The organism is Arthrobacter subterraneus, assembly GCF_900099735.1.
GTDB lineage: Bacteria > Actinomycetota > Actinomycetes > Actinomycetales > Micrococcaceae > Arthrobacter_D > Arthrobacter_D subterraneus.
Genome location: NZ_FNDT01000001.1, coordinates 12,848 through 27,252 on the forward strand (window position 1 = coordinate 12,848; position 14,405 = coordinate 27,252).

The following is a 14,405-nucleotide window of genomic DNA, read 5'->3' on the forward strand; positions in this document are numbered from 1 at the left end:
CCTGATGCTCGCGCCGACCACACTTTCTAAGATTCCGCAGGAGTACTAAATGTCCTGGTGGGCTGCCCTGCCGGCGATCGTTACGGCGATCGCCTTACTTTTGATACCTGGACTCCTGTTTTCAGCAGCGCTGCGCGCACGCGGACACCTCGCGGTAGGCCTGGTGCCGATGTTCTCGGTGGCGCTTGCCGGAGTGACAGGCATTGTGGCGGCTTTTCTGGGTCTGGAGTGGTCGGTTCTGACCTTTCTGCTCCTGAGCCTCGTGCTGTGCGCTATCGCCTTCGGGGTAACCAGGCTCATCGATGCACGGTTCGCACGCACTTTCTCCCCGCGGTTGGACAGGTATTCGATGACAGCCGCTCTCGCCGGACTGGCCATCGGCGGGGCGGCTTCCGTGTATAACATTTCCCGGGCACTCGGCGCCCCGGACAATATTGCGCAACGCTACGACAACGTCTATCACCTGAACGCGGTGAGATATGTCCTTGAGGAAGGCCAGGCATCGAGCCTCACCCTCGGACGCATGGTCAACCCCGACGCCGGCATAGCCATTTACCCTGCGGCGTGGCACAGCTTCGCGTCGATCGTTGCACAGCTGAGCGGCCAGCCGATCCCTGTCGCGATCAATGCCCTCAACATCGTCATCTGCTCACTGGTCTGGCCCCTCAGCGCGGTCCTGCTTACCCGGGTGATCGTCGGCCCACGGCCGTTCGCTATTCTCTTTGCCGGCATCTTCTCGGCAGCATTTCCCGCGTTCCCCCTGGGCCTGCTCGACTTTGGTCCCCTGTACCCGAATTTGCTCTCCTACTCGATACTTCCGGCTGTGCTGGCCGTCGTCGTATCCGTCCTGCGGTCCCCCGGCCGCTCCGGACTCAGCCCAATCGGTTCCTTCATAGCCCTTGCCGCCGGCCTCGCCGGTCTGTTTACAGCCCAGCCGAACGGCTTCTCGGCCTTGCTGGCCCTCAGCCTGCCACCCCTGGTATGGAGATGGTGGACCTGGGCACGGACGGGATACCGCTCCGGCGCGGCCCGGTCACTGGTGGTTCCCGGCGTCGTCGGGGCTGTGTCAGCCACTGCCTTCGTTGCCGTCTGGCAGGCGCTGCTCATTACCGGCTATGACAACTGGCTACCCTTCAATGACAGCCGTTGGGATGCGATCGGTGAGGCGCTCACCAGCGCACCCCACGGACGCGATGCCGCCGTGGTTCTCGGCATTGCCACCGCGGCCGGGATATTCGGCATCCTGAAAGGGCGAGCCCCGCTCTGGTTGCTCGGCGTGTTTGCGGTGGCGGTTCTGCTCTACGTGGTCGCGGCAAACGAGCCGCGCGGCTTGGTCCGGATGGCCTTGACCGGGTCCTGGTACCAGGACCCGCAGCGACTGGCCTCCCTCCTGCCGATCCCGACCATCGTTGTTGCGGCGTTCGGTGCGGCCCTCCTCATCACGAGCGGTCGCAGGCTCGTGCAGCGCATTCTCAATGCTGACGGTTCCCGCCAAAGAGTGTCAGCGATACTGGCAGGAACGCTGACGCTGGCTTTCGTCGCCCTGGGTGCGCTGTACAGTCAGCGCGGGCCGATCGACCAGATGGTCGTCGCCACCCATCTGAACCACACCTACGCGGGCAACCCCACCATTCTCTCGCCCGCCGAGCGCGAGCTGCTCGAGCGCCTGGACGAGACCGTTCCGGACGACGCGGTAGTCGGCGTCAACCCCTGGAACGGAAGCGCTCTGGCCTATGCGTTCAGCGGCACCGAGGTCACGCAGTACCACATGGGCAAACTGTCGGCTGATCTGTCTCTCATTGCCCGTGAGCTGGACGCGGCCGACGCCGCGTCGGAGGCGTGCGCGGTAGCTGAGGAGCTGGGAGTCGAGTATGTCCTCGACTTCGGCAGTTACTACCTGCTGGATCGTCCGCTGGCGCACTCCTACCCGGCCTTCGATGAGGCCGACGGCGCTCCCAACTATGAGCTGGTGGATGAAGAAGGCGACGCCAAGCTCTATGAAGTAACCAACTGCGGCTAGCGCCGAGAACCGGGGACTACTGTCCCCGGATGTGTGCGATGGCCTCCGCGACGGGCGCATCGTGGACGATGCGCCCCTTTTCCAGCACGACGCCGCGCCTGCAGATCTGCCCGATCAGTTCGAGATCGTGGCTGACTACTACCAGTGTTTTCCCCGCCTCCGCGAGTTCCTTGATCTTGCTGATGCACTTGCGCTGGAACGGCTCGTCCCCCACCGCGAGAATCTCGTCGATCAGGAAGACATTCGGGTCGGTGTGCACAGCAACCGAGAATGCCAACCGCAGGTACATGCCGGAAGAGTAGAACCGGACCTCTGTATCGATGAACTCCCCGATTTCAGCGAAATCCACGATTGAATCGAACTGCCGGTGAATGTCCTTTTCCGACATGCCAAGGATGGCGCCGTTGAGGAAGACGTTGTCCCTTCCGCTCAGGTCGGGATGGAACCCGGCACCCACTTCAATGAGCCCCGCTACCCGTCCCCTAGTCCGTACCGTACCGGTGTCCGGCAGCATGACGCCGGAGATGTGCTTGAGAAGGGTGGATTTTCCGGAGCCATTAAAACCGAGCAGCGCTACCGTTTCCCCCTCCTCCACTGTCAGGGACACATCGTTCAGTGCGGCAAAGGTTTTGGACAGGTCACCCTTCCTCCCCTTCAGGAGCCACAGCACAGTCTCCTTGAGAGACCTCGTATGCCGTAGGGCGAACCGCTTCTGGATGCCTGCTATCTCGATTGCCAACGCCATGTCTATAACTCCTGAGCGAAGCGGCCCTCAAGGCGCCGGAAAAGGTGCTGTCCAAGGATCACCGTGAACAGTGCAACAGCGAGGGCAACCGGAAGCCACACCGGCAGGAACCCGGGTGGGAGTGCAAACTGTTGATCCGTGGTCGGCAGCCAGAAGGCGTAGTGGAAAGTCTCTACACTGACCGTCAAAGGATTGAGCATGTAGATGGACAGCGCCGTGTCGCCCAGTTGCCTCCGCACCATTTCCCAGGAATAGAGGACGGGCGATGCCCAGGTCGCCACCATCAGCAGCATGTCAACGAGATTCTCGGCGTCGCGGTAATAGACGTTGATTGCACCGAAGATCAGGCCCAGTCCGGTAGCGAGGAACGCCGCAATCAGGAATCCCACGATGGCCACGGCCAATTGCAGGATCGAGGGAGACCAGCCGGTAAACAGACATGCCACCACCAGAATGACTATCTGCGGGAGGAAGTGAATCCCGGAGACCCAGATGGCCGATACCGGGAATAGCTCCCGCGGGAGGTAGATCTTCTTGATCAGCCCGCTGTTGCCTACGATCGATCGCGATGCATTCCCCAGGGCCTCTGAGAAAAAGTTGATCAACACAATGCCCGAAAACAGGTAGATCGCGTAGTTCGGTAGTCCGTCAGGGTTCCTGTCGCTCTGCTCGAGCCCCAGGAAGATGCCAAGCGCAATGTAGAAAACAATGAACTGGACGCCGGGTTTCACATAGGACCAGAGAAGCCCAAGCACCGATCCGCGGTACCGGACCTTGATTTCCTTGTCGACCAGGAGCTTGAGAAGGAACCGGTGGCGCGCCACATCGCGCAGGCCTGCCCCACGCCCGGGTACCCTCAGCTCCGCCTGCGCAGGTCCCCCCGGCTCATCTGAACCTGCCGTCATTCCGCCTTGTTTCCGTGTGTACCGGACGCATAGAAAGTCTCGGCCCATGCCGTGGGCGACGTGAACTGCGGCAGGGCGGCCTTGTAGGCATCGGCGAGTTCATCCCACTGCGCCAGCAGACGCCGGTGAAGCGATGCGCTGCGGAGCGCCAGCTCCCGGGCCTTGCCTGCGTCGCGTTTGTGCCACGAAACGCCGGACCCGTCGGATGACGTCACGAGCGCGGAGTCCAGTTGGGCGAGTCTCCACCAGCGTGCATCCATGGCGGCGATGTGCTCTTCGGGATGTTCCCTTGCCTCCACCGGAACGGGCTTGACCTGGTGGAGAACACCGCTCGCCACCTTGACCAGTGCCGCCGGAATGCTGCGGGCCTGCGTCGGTCCCTTGCCCTTCCGCGGCGGCTTGCTGCGCTTCACCGCGGGGAAGGATGCAGGGTCGGCTGCGATCCGTGCGTCGTCGAACTGCGCCCTCGTCGCGCGGACTTCGCCGAGCTTCGAGCCGAGCGACCGGTGCAGGTGATCAGGACCCTCCAGGATGTCTTCGAGTGCCTGCAGACGCAGTTCGACAGACGAATACTGCATCGACAGAAGGTGACGGACATCCACAGCGAGACTTTCCTGCGGCATCCGGCCGCCCCGCTTGTACGGAGAGTACAGGAGTGTCGCAAGCCACCGGTTGCGCTGGTGATAGTACGCCTGCCAGTCAATCGTGTCGTCTTTTTCGGTCCACGGCATGTGCCAGACGGCGGCGCCGGGCAGCGTGACAGTCCGGTACCCGTTCGCCTGTGCACGGATGCCGTACTCGACATCGTCCCACTTGATAAAGACGGGCAGCGCCAGACCGATGTTGCTGATTATTTCGGTGGGAATGAGGCACATCCACCACCCGTTGTAGTCGACGTCGATCCGGCGGTGCATCCACGGTGTGTCACGCAGGTTGCTCGCTGCGAAGTCGTGAGCCTCTTCCGTGTTTGGCGAGGATCCATAGCGGAAGCGGTACCGGTCGACGGATTCGCCGAAGTGGTGCATGACCGAGCGCTCAAAGAGGTTGAACATATGGCCGCCGACGATGGTGGGCTCCGTCGTGAAGTCGGCGAACTGCGCCGCCCTCAGGATCCCCTCCGTCTCCATCTCGACGTCATCATCGAGCAGCATGACGTAGCTGCTCTCAGAATCGTTGATGGTTTCCAACATTCCCCTGGCGAAGCCGCCTGAGCCGCCCAGGTTCGGCTGGTTCACAACAACCAGCCGTCCACCCAGGTTGGCTTCCGCTTCGGCGAAGCCTTCTTCTGAGGCCACCTTCTGCGTTCCCTGATCCGTGACAATGACGCGGTGAAGGACGTCCATCAGTTCAGGAGATGCAGCGATGGTCTTGAGGTTCCGGACGCAGTAATCCGGCCGGTTGAAGGTGGTGACCGCGATGGTGAGTCTGCCGGCGGTGACCTGCTGGGGCACCTGAACACTCCAGTGCGCGTCCTGCAGGGTGACCTGCTCATCGTGGGCAGCAAGGTCAAACCAGTACCAGCCGCCGTCTCCGAAGTTGGTGAGCGGCAGGTCGACCGTGAGCGAGTAGCCTTCCGCTGCTCCGATCTTCTGGCTGCTGACCCTGTTCACGATTCCGCGAGCGGTGGATCGGTAGATGGCGATCGTTGCATCGGCATCGAGTGTGACGCTCAGCCGAACCGTGCGGATGTCCGTATGCGCCCGCCAGTAGCTGGCCGGGAAAGCATTGAAGTAGGTGCCCAGAGACACACGTTCGCGTGCCGGAAGTGCCAGTTGACGACGGTCGAGGACGTAGTCAGGGTGGGTCTCGGCGGTGGGCGGCGTGGTCACGGGCGCGCCCTCCGGGGACCGTCCGTCCTGCTCGGGCCGTACCCGCCGCGCACTGTTGAAGTCGGCGTAGAGCGGCATCGTGTCTACGTCGCCGCCCTCGGGGAATACAACTCTGTGAACTGTCCGCCAGGTCTGTTCCTGGTCGGGGCTGCTCATCCGGTCATTCACGATCGCAGATGTACTCATGCGTCGATTCCCCCACTCTCGAGCGTTGCGCCACCGTCGAAGTGGGGCTTGATCTTGTTGTCGAACATCGACAGCGCGGACCCGATGGCCATGTGCATGTCGAGGTACTTATAGGTTCCCAGGCGTCCGCCGAACAGGACCATGTCCTCGCCTTTGGCAAGGTCCCGGTACGCCAGGAGCTTCCTGCGGTCGGCTTCGGTGTTGATGGGGTAGTACGGTTCGTCCCCCTTCTCGGCGAACCGCGAAAATTCACGCATGATTACCGTCGCGTCCTTGGTGTAATCGCGCTCGGGATGGAAGTGCCTGAATTCGTGGATGCGCGTGTAGGGGACGTCTTCGTCGGGGTAGTTCATCACCGGGCAGCCCTGGAAGTCCTCAATCGGGAGAACTTCCTCCTCAAGATCGATGGTCCGCCAGGACAGATCACCCTCGGTGTAGTCGAAATACCGGTCGACAGCTCCGGTGTAGACGACAGGCACCTGCCCGCGCGTCGAGTTCCGGGAGTAGGCGTGGCTTTCGTCGAAGAAGTCGGTATTCAGTTCGACAGTGATGTTCGGGTGCTCAGCCATACGCTCAATCCATGCGGTGTAGCCGTCAACCGGCAACCCCTCATACGTGTCATTGAAGTATCTGTTGTCGTAGGTGTAACGGACCGGCAGCCGCGAGATGATCTCGGCCGGAAGGTCCTTGGGGTCCGTCTGCCACTGCTTGCCTGTGTAGTACTTGATGAAAGCCTCGTACAGCGGCCGCCCGATGAGCTGGATGCCCTTGTCGTTGAGGTTCTGCGGGTCAGTCCCCGCCAGCTCGCCGGCCTGCTCCTGGATCATCGCGCGTGCCTCTCCCGGGCCCATAGACGCACGGAAGAACTGGTTGATTGTGCCCAGGTTGATGGGCATGGGATAAACCTCGCCCTTGTGGCTGGTGTACACCTTGTGCTGGTATCCCGTGAAAGCAGTGAAGCGGTTGACGTACTCCCACACCCGTTCGTTCGAGGTGTGGAAGAGGTGCGCTCCATAACGGTGCACCTCGATCCCCGTCTGCTGCTCATTCTCGCTGTAGGCATTGCCGCCGATGTGGTGGCGACGGTCCAGGACGGCGACCTTGAGCCCAAGCTCCCGGGCGGCCCGCTCTGCAACGGTCAGGCCAAAAAAGCCCGAACCTACGACAACGAGGTCAACGTTCACAAAGTCTCCTGTGTTGGATGATCGGCGAGCACAACAGGTATCCCTGCCCGGTCTAGGTTACCCGACGGGCTATCAGCATGCCGACGTGGCCATGCCAAACTACAGTGGTCCCATGCGCCCCAGGATCCTTTGCATTTCTTTTTCCGATATCAGTGCAGACGCACGCGTGTTGCGGCAGATAGCGGTTCTCGCTGAGTTTGGCGAGGTGACGACGGTGGGCTACGGGAGCAAACCGGAAGGTGCCTCACATCACCTGGAGATCGAATCGTCCCTGCCCTCGCTGCCGCAGACGCTTGCCGGCGTGGCGCTGCTGACCCTGCGGCTGTATCGCCGCGTGGAGTTCCTCGCCCCCGCCGTGCGGCGTGCCCTTGAGCTGGCACAGGGAGACTGGGACCTGGTGGTGGCGAATGAAGCGCGTGCTCTGCCGCTCGCTCGCCGACTCGCTGGCCCCCACATTCCGGTGTGGGGCGACATGCACGAGTGGGCGCCCGAGGAACGCGTGCACGTTCTGTCCTGGAAGCTCCTGATCAAGCCGTTCATGACCTGGGTATGCGCACGGCATCTTCCGCATGCCGCCGCCGTGTCTGTGGTCAATGACTCAATCGCGGCTCTCTACCGCGCCGAGTTCGGAGTGCAGACCGTGACAGTCCGGAATGCGCGCCGACTGGTTGACCTTGAGCCCTCCCCCATGCAGCCCGATTCCATCCGGCTGGTCCATAGCGGAGCAGCCGTACCCGGGCGAAACCTTGAGGGGATGATGCAGGCCGTGGGGATGCTCGGCTCGGGCTACAGCCTGGACCTCTACCTGGTGCCTGCCCGGGACGGCGGCAGGTACAAGAGCCAGTTGGAGGACCTGGCGCGCGGGTTCGGGAATGTCCGGCTGCTGCCGCCCGTGGCGCCTGATGATCTCCCCGCCGTCCTCAACGCGTATGACGTGGGCATCTTCAGTCTTCCGCCGCAAACGCGCAATCACGCACTGATGCTGCCGAACAAGTTCTTCGATTTTGTCCAGGCCAGGCTATGTATTGTCTTCAGCCCCTCCCCGGAAACCTCCCGACTGATCGAACAGTTTGAGCTGGGGGCTATTGCCGAGGACTTCTCACCGGAAGCGCTCGCTGCGGCCATCGGATCCCTGGGCCGGGAAGACATCGCAAAGTACAAGCAGAAAGCACACCAAAGCGCGAGGGCCCTCAGCTCGGAGACGGATGAAGAAGTAGAACGCTCCCTGCTCAGGGACCTGCTGCCTTCCGCAGCGCAAATCAGCTGACAATCAGGAACTAGAGTGGAACCTATGCGAATTCTCAGCGTTGTAGGCGCGCGCCCTCAGTTCGTGAAGCTGGCTCCCATCGCCACTGCACTGCACGGCAAGGCCGAACACCTCATTGCCCATACCGGACAGCACTATGACGAGTTGATGTCCGATGTTTTCTTCCAGGATCTGGGGATCCCCGCGCCGGACTTCAACCTGGCTGTCGGGTCCGGGTCGCACGGGCGGCAGACCGGCGCGATGCTGGCAGGGCTGGAAGAGGTACTCGAGCAGGCACGGCCTGACTGGGTCCTCGTGTACGGCGATACGAACTCAACCCTCGCTGCGGCGGTAGCCGCGGTGAAGATGCACATCCCTGTAGCCCATCTTGAGGCCGGTCTGCGGTCATTCAACCGTCGGATGCCGGAAGAACACAATCGGGTCCTGACCGACCACGCCGCGGACCTCCTGCTCGCCCCGACCGAAGTGGCAATGGCCCATCTCGCCACGGAAGGGCTGGCGGACCGCAGCGTCCTGGTCGGCGATGTCATGACCGACGTGCTCTACCTGACCCGGGATGCAGTCAACGCAAAACAGGAACCGCTTCCCGATGGGCTGGTGACGGGCGGATATTACGTGAGCACCATCCACCGTCCGGATAACACGGACGACGCCGGCCGCCTCGCCGCAATTGTCGGCCAGCTCTCGGAGCTGGATAAACCGGTGCTTCTCCTGGCCCACCCTCGCCTGCGCGCCCTGGCCGGCGAACACGGCATCTCCCTTGACCAGGGTGCTCTCCGGTCAATTGCCCCGCTTGCCTATCCGCAGCTCATCAACGCCGTCCAGAACTCGGCCGGCGTCGTGACTGACTCGGGCGGACTCCAGAAGGAGGCGTTCCTGCTGAGGGTGCCCTGCACCACCGTGCGGCCGGAGACCGAATGGGTGGAGACAGTCGAACTGGGGTGGAACACGCTGGTGTCCGCTGATCTGAGCCAACTGGGAGCTGCGGTCAGCCGCCCCGCGCCGGCCGCCACGGATGCCACCCCCTACGGCTCCGGAGAAGCAGCCCATCAGGTAGTTGCTGCCCTGCTCAACGGGTCCGCCCGTTCCTGATCCGCAGTCCGACCGGCTGCCCGTGGGGGCTATGAGGGCCAGGAAGATCGGGCGGCCAGGACCGCCTGCGCGGCGCGTTCCCCTGCCATCCGGAGGGAAGCGTTCTCCTGGACCCAGCTGACGCGCGAGCTTTTCCCGTCGTCGTCGTGCCCCTTGAGAAGCCGGCGCATGGCGTCCGCGACATCGAGCGGGTCGTAGGGAACACTCTCGCCCAGACCATTCCTGGCCACCATTTCGGCGCAGTCGCCGGCGCCGGAATAAATGACGGGTATGCCGCATGCAGCAGCCGCGTAGATCTTCGTGGGCTTGGCGAAGTCGTAGCCCTTCCCCGGGACAATGCTCACCAGCGCGCCCGCTGCCCCACGGATCCAGGTGGCCGTCTCGGCCGGCGACTTCACGCCGCCGAAAGTGACGCGGCCGGGGGTTATACGATCAGCCAGTTCCCGCAACGCAGGCTCCGATGCTCCCTGGCCGAGGAAATACAGACGGACATCGCTGTGGTCCTCAAGCAGGGTAAGGGCTTTGATGAAGATTTCAGCGCCCTGCCACTCCGACATTGTCCCCGTGTAGACGAAATATGGGTGTCCCGGCTGTTCCTTCGGTCCATCCATGGCAAAGGTGTCCGTGTCGATACCATTTCCCACGACGCTCACCCGTGCGGCGGGTACGCCGAACTGCGCCAGCTGCTCAGCCACTCCGTCGGAGATCGCAAGGATGTGGTGGGCATTACGCAGGACCAGGCCCTCGATCAGCCGCATCACCGAAACAACCGGTGAGGAAGCGCCCATGGCGATCACCGCGTCGGTCCACACATCAGCCGCGTAGTAGACGTACGGACGTCTCCTCAGCCAGGAAGAAACGGCGACCATCAACCCGGTGGTGGGTGGGGGTTCGGAGACCACCACATCCGCACGGCTGAGGACGAGCCTGAAGAACAGCGGGACGTCAAAGCTCAGATACTGGATATAGCCCCGGACATTCCCCCCGCGGTCCCGTAGCACCGGCCAGCGGGAGACGCCCGGCTCCGCGGTGTGGCCCGTGGGCGGGAGCGTGGTGAGCACCTTCGCCGATGCGCCGTTGCGCTCGAGTGCCGCGACGAGGGCCCTCAGCCGGAAAGCGGCGGCACCTACTTCGGGCGGGTAAAGCCTGGTGGCAAGGATGACCCGCGCATTCACGCGGTGACGTCCACCATTTGCCCGGTCCGGGCAGAGTCGATCATCGCTTCAGCCACCCGCAGGGTGTTGAGGCCCTCCCGCATGGTCACGACGTCGTTGCGTTCACCGCGTACAGCGTCACGGAACGCCTCGTGCTCTGCCTTCAACGGCTCACGCTTGGTCAGGGCCAGGCGGGTGATGTTTCCCTCACTGACGCCGCGGAAGTTCGACACGGCTTCCCATTCCGTGTTGATCGTGCCGTTCTCATAGAAGGTCAGATCTGCGGTGAGGGTGTCAGCGACGAACGCGCCCTTCTCCCCCGTCACCACGGTCAGCCGTTCCTTCATCGGTGAGAGCCAGTTCACCAGGTGCGAGGTGATCACACCGTTGGCCAACTGGCAGGACGCCGTCACCATGTCCTCGTGGGGACGTCCCGAACGGGTGCTCGTCCGTGCGGACACCGACCGGTACGGTGATTGGGCAAGCCAGGAGGTGAGGTCGATGTCGTGGGTACCGAGATCCTTGACCACACCAACATCAGCGATACGTGACGGGAAGGGCCCCTGGCGGCGGGTCGCTACCTGGTACACATCACCCAGGTCCCCATTCTCGATCCGTGACCGCAGTGACTGCAGGGCGGGGTTGAACCGTTCAATGTGCCCCACCGCACCGACCAGGCCGGCAGCCTCGAACGCCTCAGCCAGCTTCACTCCACCTTCAATGGTGGACGCAATCGGCTTCTCCACCATGGTGTGCACACCGGCGGCAGCAAGTGCCAGACCGACTTCCTCATGCAGGCCCGTCGGCACAGCGCACACCGCCATGTCGATCCCCTGCGAAATCAGTTCGTCCACCGATCCGCACAGCGGCAGGTCGCCCGCCACACCATGCGGGTCGCCGAAGGCATCGGCAACCGCCACCAGCTGCACGCCCTCAAGTTCGCGCACCACGCGAGCGTGGTGGCGGCCCATCATTCCCAGCCCGATCAGTCCAACGCGAAGATCCGCCATCACGCACCCGCTCCCGCGAGCTTGTTCACGGCCGTGACGATCCGGTCCAGATCCTCCTCATCAAGGGAGGGATGAACCGGAAGGGAAAGTACCTCGCGGGCTGCGACCTCCGTGTTGGGAAGATCCTCGGTCCGCTCGAACGAGGGCAGACGGTGATTCGGGATCGGATAGTACACACCGCTGCCGATGTTGTACTCATCCTTCAACGCCGCCGCGAAACCGTCACGGTCCCCCGAGATGCGGATGGTGTACTGGTGATACACGTGCTCGGCGCCCTCGGCCACCGCCGGCGTGCCCACACCCTCAAGATTCTCCGTGAGGAACCGTGCGTTCGACTGCCGCTGCGCCGTCCAGCCGAGCACCTTGGTCAACTGGACCCGCCCAATCGCCGCATGCAGGTTCGTCATCCGCGCGTTGAATCCCACAAGCTCGTTCTCGTACTGGCGCTCCATGCCCTGGTTCCGCAGCAGGCGGAGGTTCCGCTCAACCGTCGCGTCCCCGGTCGACACCATCCCGCCCTCACCCGAGGTCATGTTCTTCGTCGGGTACAGCGAGAACATCGCAAAATCACCGAACGTGCCCACCCGCCGGCCATTGAGCGCCGCACCATGGGCCTGCGCCGCATCCTCGAACAATTTGATGCCCCGGGCATCAGCCAACTCCCGGAACGCGGCGACATTCGCCGGATGCCCGTACAGGTGGACCGGCATGATCCCCCTGGTCCGGTCAGTGATCAGTGACTCCACATGGCTGATATCCAGGCAATAGTGGTCAAGTTCAATGTCGGCGAAAACCGGCGTCGCGCCCGTCAGCGCCACCGAGTTCGCCGTCGCAGCGAAAGTGAACGACGGAACGATCACCTCATCGCCCGGTCCTATGCCCGCAGCAAGCAGCCCCAAGTGCAGCCCCGAGGTCCCCGAGTTCACCGCAACCGACGCCCGCCCATCAAGCAGGACCTGCGAGAACTCCTTCTCGAACTCCGCAACCTCGGCCCCCTGCGCCAGCATGCCCGAAACGAGCACCGCATCAACGGCGGCACGCTCCTCGTCCCCTACGATGGGCTTCGCTGCCGGAATGAATCCTGTGCTCATTTCTGATCCTCTACTGGTGCCAAAGTTCCGTCTGATTCACTGTATTTCTCACCGGTCGCAGGACACACCCACAACCCGTCCTCTTCCCGAAGCGGGTGCCCGGCCTTTCCAACCCAGCCGAGACGGCGGGCGGGCACCCCTGCCATGAGTCCGTAGGCGGGGACGTCCTTGGTGACGACGGCGCCCGCCGCCACGGTTGCCCAGGTGCCGATGGTCACGGGCGCAACGCATACCGCGCGGGCTCCGATCGACGCCCCGTCCTCGATGGTCACTCCCACCGGAGTCCAGTCATGGGCACTCTTCAGCGCGCCGTCAGGGGAGACGGACCGCGGATAGGTGTCATTCGTCAGGACGACGGCGGGTCCGATGAAGACTCCCTTTCCGAGCGACGCCGGCTCATACACCAGGGCGTAATTCTGCACCTTGGAGTTCTCCCCCATCGTGACACCCGTCCCGATGTAGGCTCCGCGCCCGACGATGCAGTTCGCTCCAAGCCGCGCGTTCTCGCGCACCTGTGCAAGGTGCCACACCTTGGTGCCCTCGCCCAACTCCGCCTGGTCCGAGACATCCGCGCTGTCAGCGATGTAGGTCATGGGATACCTTTCCGTTGCGAATCAGGCCTTGCCGATGACCCGGTAGGTGACCCCGGCCCACTGGTCCGGCGTGCTTACCCTCCGGCCGTCAATGAACGTCTTCACCCCGGGCAGGTCCGACGGCGACAGCTGCGCATACTGTGCATGGTTCGCCTGCACCACTGCGGCATCGACCGGCTCACCCACGTGATAGGCGTCGAAGCCCAGGGCTGAAAGTTCCTCGTCGGTGTAGAGGGGATCGTGCACCAGAACCTTCGCACCACGCTGCTTCAGCGCCTCGACCGTCGCGAAAACGCCCGAGAATGCTGTCTCCTTGACTTCACCGCGGTATGCGGCACCGAGGACAACGACGGTGGCGCCGTCAAGCTCGCCATGGGCACCTTCCAGCAGCCCGACTGTGTATTCAGGCATCCCGGCGTTGGCTTCACGGGCAGCACGCACGACGGTCGCGGAGGGGTCGTTCCAGAGGTAGAGCCGAGGGTAGACAGGAATGCAATGACCGCCGACGGCGATGCCCGGCTGGTGGATGTGACTGTAGGGCTGCGAGTTGGATGCCTCGATCACCTGGTAGATGTCGATCCCGGCCGTCGCCGCGAAGCGCGCGAACTGGTTCGCCAGTCCGATGTTCACGTCGCGGTACGTCGTCTCGGCGAGCTTCGCCAGTTCCGAGGCCTCCGCCGACCCGAGATCCCACACCCCGTTACCTCGGGAAAGATCCGGGCGGTCATCGAAGTCAAGCACCGCCTCATAGAACTCAACCGCGATCCTGGCGCCGTCGTCGGACAGCCCACCGACCAGCTTGGGATACTTGCGGAGATCTTCGAAGACCCGCCCGGTCAATACCCGCTCAGGCGAAAACACGAGGTGGAAATCCTTGCCCTCGACCAGGCCGGATCCCTCCTCCAGCATGGGCTTCCACCGGGTGCGGGTGGTGCCCACAGGAAGCGTGGTCTCGTAGGAGACAAGGGTGCCCGGGGTGAGGTGTTTGGCCAGTTCCGCGGTGGCTCCATCCATCCATCCGAAGTCGGGCTTGGCGTCAGCATCAACAAACAGCGGCACTACCAGCACCACGGCGTCGGCGTTGGGCACGGCCTGCGCATAATCGGTGGTGGCCCGGAGCTTGCCGGCCGGAACCAGCTCGGACAGCTTTTCCTGGAGGTGCGCTTCGCCGGGGAACGGCTCCACTGCATTGTTGATGGATTCGACGACCTGCGCGTTGACGTCGACTCCCACCACTTCGTGGCCCTTTGACGCGAACTGGACTGCAAGCGGCAGGCCGATCTTCCCAAGGGCAATGACAGCAATTTTCACGACGAAGTAAACCTTTTC

The 14,405-nt window shown here is 63.2% G+C and carries 11 protein-coding genes and 1 pseudogene; 3 read left to right on the forward strand and 9 right to left on the reverse strand.

Annotated elements, in window-relative coordinates; translation table 11 throughout:
• The first annotated feature begins 49 nt into the window (after positions 1–49).
• Positions 50–2,020, forward strand: coding sequence for a DUF6541 family protein (locus tag BLS52_RS00060; protein ID WP_090584072.1), 1,971 nt, complete (start codon positions 50–52; stop codon positions 2,018–2,020).
• 16 nt (positions 2,021–2,036) lie between these two features.
• Here BLS52_RS00060 and BLS52_RS00065 read toward each other — a convergent pair whose 3' ends face one another.
• From BLS52_RS00065 to glf, 4 genes and pseudogenes are all read right to left on the reverse strand, one after another.
• The gene (locus BLS52_RS00065) at positions 2,037–2,765 is read right to left on the reverse strand and encodes an ABC transporter ATP-binding protein (protein ID WP_090584073.1); all 729 of its coding nucleotides are present in this window, start codon (positions 2,763–2,765) and stop codon (positions 2,037–2,039) included.
• Positions 2,766–2,767: 2 nt separating this feature from the next.
• On the reverse strand, positions 2,768–3,670 hold the full coding sequence (locus tag BLS52_RS00070; protein WP_090584074.1) for an ABC transporter permease: 903 nt from the start codon (positions 3,668–3,670) through the stop codon (positions 2,768–2,770).
• The gene (locus BLS52_RS00075; protein WP_090584075.1) at positions 3,667–5,685 is read right to left on the reverse strand and encodes a glycosyltransferase; all 2,019 of its coding nucleotides are present in this window, start codon (positions 5,683–5,685) and stop codon (positions 3,667–3,669) included. The genes BLS52_RS00070 and BLS52_RS00075 overlap by 4 nt, the downstream gene beginning before the upstream one ends.
• A pseudogene (gene glf / locus BLS52_RS00080) lies at positions 5,682–6,878 on the reverse strand (UDP-galactopyranose mutase); the annotation flags it as partial. The gene BLS52_RS00075 and the pseudogene glf, both read right to left, overlap by 4 nt.
• Before the next feature lie 157 nt (positions 6,879–7,035).
• Here glf and BLS52_RS00085 point away from each other — a divergent pair.
• Positions 7,036–8,136, forward strand: a complete 1,101-nt coding sequence (locus tag BLS52_RS00085; protein WP_245702628.1) for a glycosyltransferase — start codon at positions 7,036–7,038, stop codon at positions 8,134–8,136.
• A 24-nt stretch (positions 8,137–8,160) separates the two neighbouring features.
• Complete coding sequence (wecB, locus tag BLS52_RS00090; RefSeq protein WP_090584078.1) at positions 8,161–9,228, forward strand: non-hydrolyzing UDP-N-acetylglucosamine 2-epimerase; 1,068 nt, start codon at positions 8,161–8,163, stop codon at positions 9,226–9,228.
• Positions 9,229–9,257: 29 nt separating this feature from the next.
• Here the strand turns inward: wecB and BLS52_RS00095 are convergent, their stop codons facing one another.
• Genes BLS52_RS00095 through BLS52_RS00115 form a run of 5 tightly spaced genes read right to left on the reverse strand, consistent with a single transcriptional unit; the run spans position 9,258 to position 14,387 of the window.
• Positions 9,258–10,403 carry a glycosyltransferase family 4 protein gene (locus BLS52_RS00095; RefSeq protein WP_090584079.1) on the reverse strand — a complete coding sequence of 382 codons (1,146 nt, stop codon included), beginning with the start codon at positions 10,401–10,403 and terminating at the stop codon, positions 9,258–9,260.
• Entirely contained in the window at positions 10,400–11,392 is a 993-nt protein-coding gene (locus BLS52_RS00100; RefSeq protein WP_090584080.1) for a Gfo/Idh/MocA family protein, read from the reverse strand. Before BLS52_RS00100 ends, BLS52_RS00095 begins: the two co-directional genes overlap by 4 nt.
• The gene (locus tag BLS52_RS00105; protein WP_090584081.1) at positions 11,392–12,483 is read right to left on the reverse strand and encodes a DegT/DnrJ/EryC1/StrS family aminotransferase; all 1,092 of its coding nucleotides are present in this window, start codon (positions 12,481–12,483) and stop codon (positions 11,392–11,394) included. The genes BLS52_RS00100 and BLS52_RS00105 overlap by 1 nt, the downstream gene beginning before the upstream one ends.
• Positions 12,480–13,076, reverse strand: coding sequence for an acyltransferase (locus tag BLS52_RS00110; RefSeq protein ID WP_090584082.1), 597 nt, complete (start codon positions 13,074–13,076; stop codon positions 12,480–12,482). Before BLS52_RS00110 ends, BLS52_RS00105 begins: the two co-directional genes overlap by 4 nt.
• A 21-nt stretch (positions 13,077–13,097) precedes the next feature.
• Complete coding sequence (locus tag BLS52_RS00115; protein WP_090584083.1) at positions 13,098–14,387, reverse strand: nucleotide sugar dehydrogenase; 1,290 nt, start codon at positions 14,385–14,387, stop codon at positions 13,098–13,100.
• Positions 14,388–14,405: the final 18 nt, after the last annotated feature.

Bases quoted from the DNA above. Each gene is read 5' to 3' on its own strand.
- wecB (WP_090584078.1), top strand. From the start codon at position 8,161: ATGCGAATTCTCAGCGTTGTAGGCGCGCGCCCTCAGTTCGTGAAGCTG.
- BLS52_RS00065 (WP_090584073.1), bottom strand. From the start codon at position 2,765: ATGGCGTTGGCAATCGAGATAGCAGGCATCCAGAAGCGGTTCGCCCTA.
- BLS52_RS00105 (WP_090584081.1), bottom strand. From the start codon at position 12,483: ATGAGCACAGGATTCATTCCGGCAGCGAAGCCCATCGTAGGGGACGAG.
- BLS52_RS00060 (WP_090584072.1), top strand. From the start codon at position 50: ATGTCCTGGTGGGCTGCCCTGCCGGCGATCGTTACGGCGATCGCCTTA.
- BLS52_RS00100 (WP_090584080.1), bottom strand. From the start codon at position 11,392: ATGGCGGATCTTCGCGTTGGACTGATCGGGCTGGGAATGATGGGCCGC.
- BLS52_RS00070 (WP_090584074.1), bottom strand. From the start codon at position 3,670: ATGACGGCAGGTTCAGATGAGCCGGGGGGACCTGCGCAGGCGGAGCTG.
- BLS52_RS00075 (WP_090584075.1), bottom strand. From the start codon at position 5,685: ATGAGTACATCTGCGATCGTGAATGACCGGATGAGCAGCCCCGACCAG.
- BLS52_RS00110 (WP_090584082.1), bottom strand. From the start codon at position 13,076: ATGACCTACATCGCTGACAGCGCGGATGTCTCGGACCAGGCGGAGTTG.